Annotated in this window: 11 protein-coding genes and 2 tRNA genes; 8 read left to right on the top strand and 5 right to left on the bottom strand. The window is 74.8% G+C overall.

Annotation, left to right across the window (positions count from 1 at the left end):
- The first annotated feature begins 25 nt into the window (after window positions 1-25).
- The 7 genes from ACFXPX_RS17720 to ACFXPX_RS17690 all read left to right on the top strand — a co-directional run bounded on the left by ACFXPX_RS17720 (window position 26) and on the right by ACFXPX_RS17690 (window position 4,756).
- Entirely contained in the window at window positions 26-343 is a 318-nt protein-coding gene (locus ACFXPX_RS17720; protein ID WP_030056585.1) for an Lsr2 family protein, read from the top strand.
- A 140-nt stretch (window positions 344-483) separates the two neighbouring features.
- Window positions 484-556 (top strand) — tRNA-Gly (locus tag ACFXPX_RS17715).
- Between the two features lie 40 nt (window positions 557-596).
- Window positions 597-672, top strand: a tRNA-Gly gene (locus ACFXPX_RS17710).
- A 172-nt stretch (window positions 673-844) separates the two neighbouring features.
- Window positions 845-1,885: an ABC transporter ATP-binding protein gene (locus tag ACFXPX_RS17705; RefSeq protein WP_380523812.1), complete on the top strand. Its 1,041-nt coding sequence runs from the start codon at window positions 845-847 to the stop codon at window positions 1,883-1,885.
- On the top strand, window positions 1,882-2,709 hold the full coding sequence (locus tag ACFXPX_RS17700; protein WP_380523810.1) for an ABC transporter permease: 828 nt from the start codon (window positions 1,882-1,884) through the stop codon (window positions 2,707-2,709). The genes ACFXPX_RS17705 and ACFXPX_RS17700 overlap by 4 nt, the downstream gene beginning before the upstream one ends.
- Before the next feature lie 105 nt (window positions 2,710-2,814).
- Window positions 2,815-4,041, top strand: a complete 1,227-nt coding sequence (locus ACFXPX_RS17695; protein WP_380523808.1) for a sensor histidine kinase — start codon at window positions 2,815-2,817, stop codon at window positions 4,039-4,041.
- A gap of 94 nt (window positions 4,042-4,135) precedes the next feature.
- Complete coding sequence (locus ACFXPX_RS17690; RefSeq protein WP_380642092.1) at window positions 4,136-4,756, top strand: response regulator; 621 nt, start codon at window positions 4,136-4,138, stop codon at window positions 4,754-4,756.
- A gap of 31 nt (window positions 4,757-4,787) precedes the next feature.
- On the opposite strand, the gene ACFXPX_RS17685 is transcribed toward ACFXPX_RS17690, so the two are convergent.
- The 4 genes from ACFXPX_RS17685 to purD form a co-directional block, all read right to left on the bottom strand.
- Window positions 4,788-5,687: a phosphoribosylaminoimidazolesuccinocarboxamide synthase gene (locus ACFXPX_RS17685; protein ID WP_375882793.1), complete on the bottom strand. Its 900-nt coding sequence runs from the start codon at window positions 5,685-5,687 to the stop codon at window positions 4,788-4,790.
- 133 nt (window positions 5,688-5,820) lie between these two features.
- Window positions 5,821-7,359, bottom strand: a complete 1,539-nt coding sequence (locus ACFXPX_RS17680; protein WP_380642090.1) for a N,N-dimethylformamidase beta subunit family domain-containing protein — start codon at window positions 7,357-7,359, stop codon at window positions 5,821-5,823.
- 357 nt (window positions 7,360-7,716) lie between these two features.
- Window positions 7,717-9,297, bottom strand: a complete 1,581-nt coding sequence (locus ACFXPX_RS17675) for a hypothetical protein (protein WP_380523803.1) — start codon at window positions 9,295-9,297, stop codon at window positions 7,717-7,719.
- 621 nt (window positions 9,298-9,918) lie between these two features.
- Window positions 9,919-11,166 carry a phosphoribosylamine--glycine ligase gene (gene purD / locus ACFXPX_RS17670; protein ID WP_375882802.1) on the bottom strand — a complete coding sequence of 416 codons (1,248 nt, stop codon included), beginning with the start codon at window positions 11,164-11,166 and terminating at the stop codon, window positions 9,919-9,921.
- Between the two features lie 366 nt (window positions 11,167-11,532).
- On the opposite strand from purD, the gene ACFXPX_RS17665 reads away from it, so the two are divergent.
- Entirely contained in the window at window positions 11,533-12,318 is a 786-nt protein-coding gene (locus ACFXPX_RS17665) for an SLATT domain-containing protein (protein ID WP_375882804.1), read from the top strand.
- A 74-nt stretch (window positions 12,319-12,392) separates the two neighbouring features.
- Here the strand turns inward: ACFXPX_RS17665 and ACFXPX_RS17660 are convergent, their stop codons facing one another.
- Complete coding sequence (locus ACFXPX_RS17660) at window positions 12,393-13,040, bottom strand: hypothetical protein (RefSeq protein WP_375882807.1); 648 nt, start codon at window positions 13,038-13,040, stop codon at window positions 12,393-12,395.
- Window positions 13,041-13,087: the final 47 nt, after the last annotated feature.

Raw genomic sequence — 13,087 nt, 5'->3', positions numbered from 1 at the left:
GAATTGCCCGAGAGGATTGACACCCATGGCTCAGCGTGTAGTTGTCACGCTCTCCGACGACCTGGACGGCGGTGCCGCAGCGGAAACCGTCCACTTCGGTGTCGACGGGAAGTCGTACGAGATCGACCTGTCCGTGGACAACGCGGAAAAGCTGCGGGAGGCCCTCGCTCCGTTCGTCGCGGCCGGCCGTCGGCAGAGCCGCACCGGAAAGTCCTTCCGCCGCACCGCGCTCACCCCGGACCCGGCCGCCGTGCGCGCCTGGGCCCTGTCGCGCGGCATGGAACTCCCGGCCCGCGGTCGCATCCCCAAGCACGTCTACGAGGCGTTCGCCGAAGCGAACTGACCCCGTCGGGGCACGCCCCAGGTCGCCCCGCCCGCCTGGACCGAAAGGGTGGGGCGACCACCTCGAACGATGCTGTAGAGTATTCCTCGTCGCCGCAACGGAGAGATCCAAAGAGGCGGCAGGTGCCCACCAGGCACCATGCGGACGTAGCTCAGTTGGTAGAGCATCACCTTGCCAAGGTGAGGGTCGCGAGTTCGAATCTCGTCGTCCGCTCGCAGTGTGCGAGCACAGCACAACTCAATAGTCTGACCATGCGGACGTAGCTCAGTTGGTAGAGCATCACCTTGCCAAGGTGAGGGTCGCGAGTTCGAATCTCGTCGTCCGCTCCAGAGCGAAGGCCCCCTCGGATCGAGGGGGTCTTCGGCGTATTCCCGCACGTTCTCCCGTGCTCCTCCCCCGCTCCTCCCCATGACATTTGTCATCGCCGACCCGTGGATCCGCAGCACGGACCGATGACGGCCCGCACTGCCCGGAAGGCCCCGGCGGCGGAAGGCTTGGGGCATGGAAAAGAGCCAGCCCGCCCGCCCCGGGGACAGCGTGATCGAGGTCACCGACCTGCACCGCCACTACGGCACCGGCGCCGCCGCGTACCACGCCGTCCGTGGCGTCGACCTGACCGTCGGCCGCGGTGAGCTGTTCGCCCTGCTCGGCACCAACGGCGCCGGCAAGACCTCCACCATGGAGGTCATCGAGGGCCTGGCCGCTCCCGGCGCCGGCAGCGTCCGGGTGCTCGGCCACGACCCCTTCGCGGAGCGCGCCGCCGTCCGGCCGCGGATCGGCATCATGCTCCAGGAGGGCGGCTTCCCCGGCGAGCTCACCGCCGCCGAGACCGGCCGCACCTGGGCCGGGATGACCAGCGGCGCCCGCCCGGTGGCGGAGGCGCTGGAGCTGGTCGGCCTCGGCCACCGCGCCGACGTCCGGGTCAAGCAGCTGTCCGGCGGCGAACGGCGCCGGCTCGACCTCGCGATGGCCCTGCTCGGCCGCCCCGAGGTGCTGTTCCTGGACGAGCCCAGCACCGGCCTCGACCCGGAGGCGCGCGCCGCCGTGTGGCGGCTGGTCCGCGAACTGCGCGCCCAGGGCACCACGGTGCTGCTCACCACCCACTACCTGGAGGAGGCCGAGGAGCTCGCCGACCGACTGGCCATCATGCACGGCGGCCGGGTCGTCACCACCGGCACCGTCGCCGAGGTGATCGCCGGCCGGCCCTCCCGGATCACCTTCGAGCTCCCCGAGCTGCTCGACCACGGGCGGGCCGGGGCCGCGCTGCCCGTCCTGGTCGGCGCCGAGGTCACCGTCGACGGCCGCAAGGTCACCGTGCAGAGCACCTGCCTCCAGGACACCCTCACCGACCTGCTCGGCTGGGCCCGCCACCACGGGATCGCGCTCGGCGCCCTGGACGCCCGCAGCGCCTCGCTGGAGGAGGCCTTCCTCGCCATCGCCTCCGAGGCCGCCCACCAGGCCCCGCCCGGCGCCACACCGCCCGCGGGGCCCGCCGCCCCCACCCGTCCCGCCCGCCGCCGCCTGATCGGATCCGCCCGATGACCACCGCAGCCACCACCGCCACGGGTGCCCCGAGCACCACCGCCGGCCGCCTGCTCGCCCTCGGCCGCGCCGAGGCCACCCTGCTGCTGCGCAACCGCACCGCCCTGTTCACCGCCGTGGTGCTGCCGGTGGTGCTGATCGGCTCGCTGCGCAGCATCCTCAAGCAGCAGGCCGAGAACACCCCCGGCCTGGACATCGACTCGATGCTGGTCTACGGCTCGGTCGGGATGGTCCTGGCCTTCGTCGTGTACTACAACCTGACCGCCGCGTACGTCGGTCGGCGCGGCGAACTGGTGCTCAAGCGGCTGCGCACCGGCGAGGCCCGGGACCTGGAGATCCTGCTCGGCACCGCCGTCCCCTCGCTCACCCTCGGCCTGCTGATGGCCGCCCTGATCGGGGTCGGCGGGAGCCTCGGCCTGCACCTGGCGGTGCCGGTCAACCCGCTGCTGATGCTGGTCGGCCTGGTGCTCACGCTGGCCACCATGATCGCCCTGGCCGCGCTGTCCAGCGCCTTCACCAAGACCGTGGAGAGCGCGGGCATCACCACCCTGCCGGTCATGCTGGTCATGCAGTTCGGCTCCGGCCTGTTCGTCCCGCTGGAGGTGATGCCCTCCCAGCTGGCCGACGTCTGCCGGCTGCTGCCGACCACCCCGGCCTTCCAGCTGATCCGGGTCGGCTGGTTCGGCACCGACGGCTCGGCCGCCCCGACCGGCTTCCTGGGCAGCTGGGACGCCGCCGCCCCGCACCTGGTCACCGGCACGGTCTGGCTGGGCCTCGCGATCTGGGGCGCGGTCCGCTACTTCCGCTGGGAACCCCGCCGCTGACCAGGGCGAACGACCAGGACGAACGGGAAACCGAAGGACCCGCCCCCGGCCCGCCTCTGATATGAAGACAGCGACACGATCGTGACTCGGACGGGGGACACTGCGATGGTCCGGGGGCCGATCCGCCGCTGGAAGGGCTACGGCAAGCCGCAACGCGCCGAGCTGTACTTCCGCTGGTCGCTCTACCTGGTCGCGTGGATCGGGCTGCCGGTGAACCTGCTGGCCAGCGCCTCCTCGGTACGGATCACGGGCTCGGCCTCCCTCGCCCGGGTCGCCCTGGTGCTCTCCCTCGCCTCGGTGCTGGTCACCATCCGGGCCTACCGCACCTCCCTCGACCACTACCTGGGACGGCCCAGCCCCCACCGCCGCTGGCTGGCCGTCAACGCCGCGCTCGCGGTCGGGGGCTCCTGGGCCCTGCTGCTGCTCGGACCGTCCTCCGACAGCCTGTCACCGAATCCCGGCGCGCCGTTCACCACCGTGATCGCCGCCGCCCTGGTGGGCGGGGCCACCGGACCGGCCGGGGTGGGCCTGCCGGTGCGCTGGGCCTTCGTCGGCGCGGTCGCCGCGCCGCTCGCGGTCGCTCCCGCGATGCTGCTGGCCGGCATCAACCTCTTCACCACCGCGGGGTGGGTGGTCGGCGCGGTCATCGGCACCTTCGTCCTGATCGGCAGCTGCCGCAGCGCCGCGTGGGTGACCGCCGTCGTCTGGGAACTGGACACCGCCCGCGAGGCGCAGTCCCGGCTGGCCGTCGCCGAGGAGCGGCTGCGCTTCTCCCGCGACCTGCACGACGTGATGGGCCGCAACCTCACCACCATCGCCTTGAAGAGCGAGCTCGCCGTCCAACTCGCCAAGCGCGGGCGCCCGGAGGCCGCCGAGCAGATGTCCGAGGTGCAGCGGATCGCCCAGGAGTCGCAGCGCGAGGTCCGGGACGTCGTCCGCGGCTACCGCACCGCCGACCTGCGCGCCGAGGCGATCGGTGCCCGGGCCGTACTGCGCTCCGCCGACATCGCCTGCGAGATCGACCTCGGCGAGAACGCCGACGGGCTGCCGCTGCCGGTGCAGTCGGTGCTCGGCTGGGTGATCCGCGAGGCCACCACCAACGTGCTGCGGCACAGCGAGGCCGCCCACTGCCGGATCCGGCTGCGGCGGGAGGACGGCCGGGCGGTGCTGGAACTGGAGAACGACGGCGTGCCGGAGGTCCCGCTGCCCTCCCAGGGCGCCGGAACCGGGCTGCGCGGCCTGCGCGAGCGGCTGGCCGCCCACGACGGCGAACTGACCGTCCCGACGGCCGTGCCGGGCACCTTCCGGATGCTCGCCGCCGTACCGCTCTGACCCCTGCCACCGCGGGTCCCGCTCCCACTGCGGGTCCCGCTGCCCCCGCGGATCCCCCGCCACCGCGGGCCCCGCTGCCGAGGAAGGCCGTCCGATGACCGACACCCCGCCCGTGCGCGTCCTGCTCGCCGACGACGAGCACCTGATCCGCGGCGCCATGGCCGCGCTGCTCTCGCTGGAGGAGGACATCGAGGTGGTCGCCCAGGCCGGCTCCGGCCCGGAGGCGCTGGCGATGGCCCGGGCGCACCAGCCGGACGTCGCGGTGCTGGACCTCCAGATGCCCGGCAAGGACGGCATCGAGGTGGCCACCGAGCTGCGCCAGGTGCTGCCGGACTGCCGCTGCATGATCGTCACCGGCCACGGCCGCCCCGGCTACCTCAAGCGGGCGCTGGAGGTCGGGGTGCGCGGCTTCCTGCCGAAGACCGTCTCGGCGGCCGACCTGGCCGGCATCATCCGCACCGTGCTCTCCGGCGGCCGGTACGTGGACCCGGAGCTCGCGGCGGACGCGATCAGCGCCGGGGAGACCCCGCTGACCCCGCGCGAGACGGACGTCCTGGAACTGGCCGCGGACGGCACCCCGATCGCGGAGATCGCCGGGCGGGCCGGACTGTCCCAGGGCACCGTGCGCAACTACCTGTCCTCGGCGGCCACCAAGCTGGGCGCCGAGAACCGGCACGCGGCGGTGCGGATCGCCCGCGAGCACGGCTGGATCTGACGGATCCGGTGCTCGCGGGCGGAGGCGAGGCTCAGACCCAGCTGGTGCCGGTCAGCCGCTCGTACACCTCGATGTACTTGGCCCGGGTCCGCTCGACCAGCTCGGCGGGCAGCTCCGGCGGCGGCTGCTCGCTGTAGCGGTCCCAGCCGGAGGCCGGGGAGACCAGCCAGTCGCGGATCAGCTGCTTGTCGAAGGACGCCTGCGAGCGGCCCGGCCGGTACTCGTCGGCCGGCCAGTAGCGGGAGGAGTCCGGGGTGAGCACCTCGTCGCCGATGATCAGCTCGCCGTCCAGCAGGCCGAACTCGAACTTGGTGTCGGCCAGGATGATGCCGCGGGCGCGGGCGATGTCGCGGGCGCGGGCGTAGACGTCCAGGGTGGTGCGGCGGACCTGGTTGGCCAGCTCGGCGCCGATCCGGCGGGCGGTCTCCTCGTACGGGACGTTCTCGTCGTGCTCGCCGACCTCGGCCTTGAGGGCCGGGGTGTAGATCGGGGCGGGCAGCTCGGAGCTGTTCTCCAGGCCCTCCGGCAGGGCGATGCCGCAGACCGTGCGGCTCTCCTCGTACTCGGTCAGGCCGGAGCCGGCCAGGTAGCCGCGGGCGACCGCCTCCACCGGGATCATGTCCAGGCTCTTGCAGATCAGCGTGCGGCCCTTCCAGTCGGCGGGGGCGCCGGCCGGGACCTCGGTGGAGATCACGTGGTTGGGGACGATGTCGGCGATCCGCTCGAACCACCAGAGCGAGAGCTGGGTGAGCACCCGGCCCTTGTCCGGGATCTCGTTCGGCAGCACCCAGTCGTGGGCGGACATCCGGTCGCTGGCCACCATCACCAGCTCGCCCGACCCGGTGCGGTACAGGTCGCGCACCTTGCCGGTGTGCAGGTGGACCAGGCCGGGTACCTGGACCGGCTCGGGCTTGGTGACAAATCCGCTCAAGGTGTTCAGTCCTCAGGGGTCGTTCACGGGCGTGGGGCACCGCGAAAGGGGAGGTCACTGCCCCCGCAGTCTTTCACGCCCGCCCGACCGGGCTCCCGGGGAGCCCGGGGCTCGGTTCCCGCGCGGCCCGGACTCAGTTCTTGCAGAGGCGGTCCAGCAGGTTGGCGGTGGCCCGCTGGACCCGTTCGTCGGTGAGCCCGGGGCGGCCGAGGGCGGGCGACCAGGCGAAGGTCCCGGCCGCGAAGACGTAGGCGCCGCTGGGCGCCCGGTACAGCGAGGTCTCCTGGTAGCGGGTGCGGCCGGCCAGGTCCCGGTACGGCGAGTGGGCCAGCAGCACCCGCTCGGTGTGCTCGGGCAGCGCGACCTTCGGGTAGTACCGGTCGGCCTCCCCCGCGACCAGCCCGGGCAGCTCGTCGCCCTCCTGCAGCCCGGTGCCGTCCCAGAGCCAGTGCGCGGTGTGCCGGGCGACCAGCGGCACGGGCGCGGCGACCCGGCCCGAGTACTGCACGCCCAGCAGGTGCTGCTCGGGCTCCCCGGCGTCCCGCCAGAGCGCGCTGGCCGCGCCGGGCACCCCGGCGGCCGGGCTGCCCGGCCCGACCTTCTGCCGCTTGCGGCAGTTGAGCAGCCGGTTCGGTTCGCCGGAGGCGGCGGCGGTCAGCTCCACCCGCCAGTACATGGTGTTGGCGGACAGGAAGACCAGCGAGGTGCCGCCGTCCCGGGCCCGCTCGGCGGCCCGGCGCATCGGCTCGGACCAGTACTCGTCGTGGCCGGGGAAGACCAGCGCGCGGTGCTCGCCCGGGTCGACCAGCCCGGCGTGCAGGTCGGTCGCAGTGGCGTAGGAGAGGTCGTAGCCGTAGCGCTCGGCCCAGCGGATGAAGTCGTACGCGTGGCCGACGTGCAGCGGCAGCCCGGCGGTGGCGTGCGGGCGGTCGAAGGAGACGGTGACGGCCGCCTCGGGCTCGCCGACCAGGCCGCCCCGGCCGTCCCAGGCGTGGTACAGGCTGGCACCGGTCCGGCCGTCCTCGGGGAACAGGTTGTACGCCTGCCAGGTCACGTCCGGGACCACCAGCAGCAGTTCGGCCCTCCGCCCCTGCTCGGCGACGTCCCGCACGGTGAACGGGATGTGACTGCGGTGCAGCATGTCCGCGGTGGTCAGCACGGCCACGTACGCCCCGGGCTGCCAGTGCGGCGGGACCTGCAACCGCCAGGAGTGCCACCAGTGGTGGCAGGAGACCGTCCGCTCGACCACCAGCGGCGCGGGCTGGGCCAGACCGGAGATCAGCGGACTGGACGTCATGTGGCGGGCGCCGTCGCCGCCGTAGTGGCCGATCCGGTAGACGTCCACGGTGAACTCGCGCGGCGGGTTGACGGTGACCCGGAAGTCCACCGAGCCGCCGGCGCGGATCACCCCCGCCGAGGCGAAGCCCTTGATCTGCTGGTCCACGTCGTTGGAGCTCTGCGGGGTGCCGACCGGCGGCTTGGGCCGCACCCCCGCCGACAGCGGCTGCTGGCCGGGCGCGTCCACCGAGACGTACCAGGGCACCGCGCCCTCGGCCCCGGCGAGGTACTGGTCGGGGCTGCGCAGCCAGGGCAGCGGGCCCTGGCCGAAAGGGTCGGAGACGCTGTAAGCGTGCGTGCCCGACTCCCAGCGGCCGTTGAGTTCGGTCCCCACGCGCCCCTCCCAGGTGCACTTCCGCGAATCCCTCGCTCGCCTCCGGCCGCTCCCGATCCGGTGTCGACGTTCCTCGCTCCGGCGCTCGCTGCCCTCGCTCGTCGCTCGTCGCTTTCGGCACCGGCGCGCCTTCGGCTCCCGAGGCCCGGTTGGCACGTGCCCCCCGGATGTGCGTGCGGTCTAATACACCACACAGTGCTGGCGCTCCGTCACCCCACGGTAGCAATTGGTGTCGGGAATCTTCCGCTCCGCCGGGACAGGGCCTCCGGCCTGCGGAGACGGCCGGCGGCCGGGGGCCCCGGGGGCGCGTGCCGGGGGCCGAGCGCCGCCCCGGGGCGGTCGGGGCCTCCCGGGGCCTCAGAGGCGGACGGGCTTCTCCAGGCGCACCTCGGCGGCGTCCAGCCAGGCGCGCAGCGGCCCGTCCTGGCCCTGCTCCACCGCCTGGGCGACCGGGCCGGCCAGGTCCGTGCGGCGGACCCCGCCGAGCAGCAGCACCGGGCCGTCCAGCCAGTCCAGGCCGGGGGCGCCGCCCGCGGTGTCCACGGCGGCGCAGCAGACCATCGCGGTGACGTGGTCGACCAGCAGGTCGCGGCCGGTGCGGTCGGGCTCCAGCAGCGGGGCCGGGGTGGTGGTGCGGGCGAGCTGGGCGGCCAGGGCGGCGGCCAGCCGCTCGCCGTCGCCCTCGGCCAGCCGGGCCAGCAGCCGGGTGAGGGTCGGGGCGCCCGGGCGGGACTGCGGGGCGAGCCGGTCCAGGGCGGACTGCAGGGCGGCGGCCCTGGCCCGCCAGCCGGCGTCCACCACCTCGGCCGGGTAGTCGACCCACTCCAGCTCGTGCCAGGTCCCGGCCGCCGGGCGGCCGAAGAACAGCTCGGCGGCCAGCCGGGAGACCGCGCGGTCCACCGCGCCGGGCTCCTCCAACAGGTCGCAGGCCGGGCGGTCGCCGAGCCGGGTGCCGTAACCGTCGGCCAGCCGGTCGCGGCGGGACAGCTCGGTGAGCGCGGCGACCACGCCGGCGTTCAGGTGCGCGGGGTGGCGGCCGAGCCGCCAGGCGGGCAGCGCGACCCGGGTGAGCAGCCGGTCCCAGCCGGCGTAGGCCAGGCCGACCTGCTCCTGGGCGGCGATCCGCAGGCCGTAGTCGACCGTCCTGGCCTGCTCGGAGGCCCAGCCCGCGACGGACCGCTCCAGCTCGGCGGAGTGGCCGCGGCAGGCGCCCAGCAGCCGGCGGGCGATCCGCCGGGTGATCCGGTCGGCGAGCCGGGCCGGGCCCCGGCGGGGCGGGGCCGGCGGGACGGTCAGGGTGCCGCCGCCGAGACCGGGCGCCGCGGCCGGACCGGAGTCCAGACAGGCGTCCAGGGCGCGCAGGAAGCGGCGGGCGGCGGCGATCTCGGGGTCGGCGGAGGCGGCGGTGCCGGCCACCACGGGGGCGAGCAGGGCGCGCAGCTCGCCGGACCGCATCCACCACAGGAACGGCGAGCCGATCACCAGGACCGGCGCGGCGGGCGAGGGGTGCGGCCGCAGCGGGTGGGGGCGGCGCGGCGGGGCGACGTCCTCCAGCCAGCTGTCGCAGTCCGGGGTGAGCGCCACCGCCGACGGGGCCGGGACGTCCAGCCGCTCGGCCAGTTCGTCGATCAGCCGGTACAGCTCGGGGGCGCCGGCCCGCTCGACCGGCACCGCCGGGATCTGCGGCGGGACGGCCCGGCGCAGTGCCCGGGCGGTCAGCCCGGCCACCAGCAGGGTCAGCGCGGCGACCGCGCAGACCACCCACCGGACGGCGTCCCAGCCGGCGGCGTCGGAGGAGCCGGCGGCCCCGATCCGGCCGGTGAACCGGCCCGCGAGCAGGACCACCGCCACGGCGGCGGGCAGGACGGCCACGGCCAGGGCGAGGCCCCGGATCCGCAGGACCGCTTGGGCGTGAGCGCGCGCGGTGTCGACGGCCATACGGTGCGGCACCCCCTTCGGAGCCCTCGGGCACCCGCCACGGGCCCTGAGGCGACTCGAAACGATCAGTTCCGACCGGGAAGCGGAGGCGTCCGATCCCGGCAGTGCATGCTGTGTGGCGCTACTGACATTTTCGACGCCCCGGTCCGGGCGGGCGTTCCGGATCGCCCCGGTTTCCACTCGTCCCGGTGACACCGCCCGGTCGTCGCGGTGACGCCGCGGTCGGTCCGGCGACGCCGCCCGGGGGCCGCTACCGGTCCGGTGCGAAGCACCGGGCGACCACCCGGCCGATCGCCGTCCAGCATCCCCCCGCGGGCGCGCCGCTACCCGGCGGCGACCCCGGCGCACGGCACCGTCGCACGGCGATCCAGCGCACCATAAGGCCGGGCGCCGGGTTACGTCAGCCGGATGCGGGTGCTGTCACCCGATGGGCTGGAATCCGCCCGCCGATCGGTGCGTCGGACCCCGGAAACGCTCCGACCCCGGAAACGCCCCGGGCGCTGCGCCCTGCGGGTTGTTCGGCCCCGCTTCGGCCACGCTTCGGCGCCCGCCCGCGGGCCCGGCACGGCCGCGGCCCCCGCGCGAAGGGTTCGCACGGGGGCCGCCGGGGTCGCGGTGGCGTCAGCCGTTGGCCGCCTTGAGCGCGATGTCGGTGCGGTGCTGGCCGCCCTTGAGGGAGATCCGCTCCACCGCCGCGTACGCGCGCTCGCGCGCCTCGGCCAGGTCGGTGCCGGTCGCGGTGACCGACAGGACGCGGCCGCCGGCGCTGAGCACCCGGCCGTCCCCGTCCGCCCTCGTCCCGGCGTGCAGCACGTACGCGGTGCCGTCCGCCTCGGCCTCGGCGAGGCCCTCGATCGGGTCGCCGGTGCGCGGCGCGGCCGGGTAGCCCTCGGAGGCGACGACCACGGTGACGGCCGCACCTTCGTCCCAGCGCAGCGGCTCCAGCTGGTCCAGGGTGCCGGTGGCGGAGGCGAACAGGACGCCGGCCAGCGGGGTGCGCAGCCGGGCCAGCACGACCTGGGTCTCCGGGTCGCCGAAGCGGGCGTTGAACTCGATCACCCGGGTGCCGCGCGAGGTGAGCGCCAGGCCCGCGTACAGCAGGCCGGAGAACTCGGTGCCGCGGCGGCGCAGCTCGTCCACGGTCGGCTGCAGGACGGTGTCCAGGACCTCCTGGACCAGCCCGGCGGGCGCCCAGGGCAGCGGCGAGTAGGCACCCATGCCGCCGGTGTTGGGGCCCTCGTCGCCGTCCAGCGCGCGCTTGAAGTCCTGCGCGGGCTGCAGCGGCAGCACGGTGGTGCCGTCGGTGACGGCGAAGAGCGAGACCTCGGGGCCGTCGAGGTACTCCTCGATGACCACGCGCTCGCAGGAGGCGGCGTGCGCCAGCGCGGCCGCGCGGTCGGAGGTGACCACGACGCCCTTGCCGGCCGCCAGGCCGTCGTCCTTGACCACGTAGGGGGCGCCGAAGGCGTCCAGCGCCTCGGCGGCCTCCTCTGCGGTGGTGCAGACGTACGAGCGGGCGGTGGGCACGCCGGCGCCGGCCATCACGTCCTTGGCGAAGGCCTTGGAGCCCTCCAGCTGCGCGGCCGCGCCGGAGGGGCCGAAGACCGGGATGCCGGCCGCGCGGACGGCGTCGGCGACGCCGGCCACCAGCGGGGCCTCGGGGCCGACCACCACGAGGTCGGCGCCGAGTTCCGCGGCGAGTCGGGCGACCGAGGCGCCGTCCGACTGGTCGATGGGGTGGACCGTCGCCACCTGGGCGATCCCGGCGTTGCCCGGGGCACAGTGCAGCTCGGTCACGGAGGGATCTTGGGACAGGGAGCGGCACAGGGCGTGTTCGCGGGCGCCGCCGCCGATGACGAGGACCTTCACGCCTGGCAGCGTAGTCGGTGGCCTGTTCCGGCCGCTCTCCGGTCCCGTCGGATCCTCCAGGAGAAGCGGTCCGTACACCGATGAGGTAGGAGGATCCTCCAAGCCGGGCCGGGTCGGATGCGCGCCGGGTGTCCGGGTCAGGACGGCGGGTCACCGGCGCCTCGCTCGGACGGGTGAAATCTCGCCGGGCCCCGCAACCGCCCCACCTCGTGTTCCGGTGGCCGAAACCGGTAACGATCACCGGGGAAGCTCCCCGCGGTCAGCCATTTGGCGGTAAGAAGTGCTGTTGGACAACCACCGGCGGACGTCGCGTCAGCCGATGCGCCGACAGACCATGCCGCCCGCCCGCCACAGGGAGCCCCACAGGTGAGCCAGCCGGAAATGCAGCCCGAGGAGAGTGCCTGGGGCAAGGAGATCGGCGAGGAGGACCAGCCCGCCGCAGCCGTGGCCCGGCGGGCCTCCACCCGGTACCGGACCGATCTGAGCGCCCGCCAGTTCCCGCTCGGGGACTGGGGCGAGCCCGCGGAGCGGCTGGAGGAGCTCTACCGCTGGTCCGAGGAGCGGGCGGTCGAGGCGATCGAGTGGTACCGCCGGGACCGGATCTGGAAGCGCCGCTGGGCGCGCCTGCTGCGCTTCGGGTCGGCCGGCTTCGCGGCGAGCGGGGTGACCGCCCCGCTGGTCGGCCTCACCGGCACGCTCGCCCACGGCACCGCCTGGGGCTACGTGGGCTTCGCGCTCTCCGCCGCCTGCTACGGCACCGACCGGGTCTTCGGCCTCACCTCCGGCTGGATGCGGGACGTCTCCACCGCGCAGGCGCTCCAACGCCGCCTGGAGGCCTTCCAGTTCGACTGGGCGTCGGAGTGCGTGCGCGAGGTGCTCGGCCCGACCGAGGGCACCGCGGGCGAGGCCGCCGAGCGCTGCCTGGGCGTGCTGCGCCGGTTCTGCGAGGACGTCTCGGACATGGTCCGCACCGAGACCTCGGAGTGGATGCTGGAGTTCCGCGCCTCGATGACCCAGCTGCCCACCCAGTCCGCGGGGACCTGGGGCGGCCGCACCGAACCCGGGGTGGGCGCCCAGGTGCGGGTGCTGCCGCCGCCGGGGACGAGGCCCACCATGCCGCGTCAGCGGCCGCCGGAGGGCCCGCTGCGCTAGCCGGACGGGCCTGGCACCCGGGGATCGGGGGCCTGGGGTCGGCGCGGAGCGGAGCCGGAGGCGATGCCGGGGCGTCAGGCGAAGACGATCATCGAGCCCTGGCCGAGGCTCCGGGTCGCCGCCGCGTACAGGCCCGACCACGCGTGCCGCTCCCGGGCGAAGGGGTGCAGGTCGTCGATCGGCGGTCCGAACGGCTGCTCCAGGCCGGTCGGGCCGAGCGGTCGGGTCGGGCTCGGCGGGTTGAGCGGGTCGATGCCCAGGGCCGGTGCCACGGCCTGCAGTTCGCGCAGCAGCCCGTGGCTGGAGCCGAGCGGGCCGCCGGCGGCGAGCAGCGTCTCGTCCACCAGCGGGGCCGGGAACTCGATCGGCACGTAGGCGCCGGCGTGGTCGAAGTGCCAGACCAGGTGCGACTGTTCGGCACTGCTCTCGAACATCTCCAGCAGCTGCTCGTAGTCGCTGCCGAGCGCGTCGACCGGGGTGATGTCCAGGCCGGTGAGGCCCAACAGGTAGGCGCGGCGCAGGAAGTGCAGCGAGTCGTAGTCGAAGGCGGCTATCGGCTCGACCGCCCCGCTCAGACCCGGGACGAACTGGTACACCGGCACCTCGGGCAGGCCGCGCGAGGTGAGCACCGCGTTGTAGAGCGCGAGGTCGTCCCGGAAGGGGTTGTCGGGGCTGTGGCTCAGCACGTCCACCAACGGGACGAGCCAGAGGTCGCAGGCCATGGCCGGCAGTTCCTCTCCGGACGGCGGGATCGCCCGCGGGGCGGGGC

It is taken from the genome of Kitasatospora sp. NPDC059146, from assembly GCF_042786665.1.
In the GTDB taxonomy this organism is placed as follows: Bacteria; Actinomycetota; Actinomycetes; order Streptomycetales; family Streptomycetaceae; genus Kitasatospora.
This window is presented reverse-complemented; position numbering and strand designations above follow the sequence as displayed.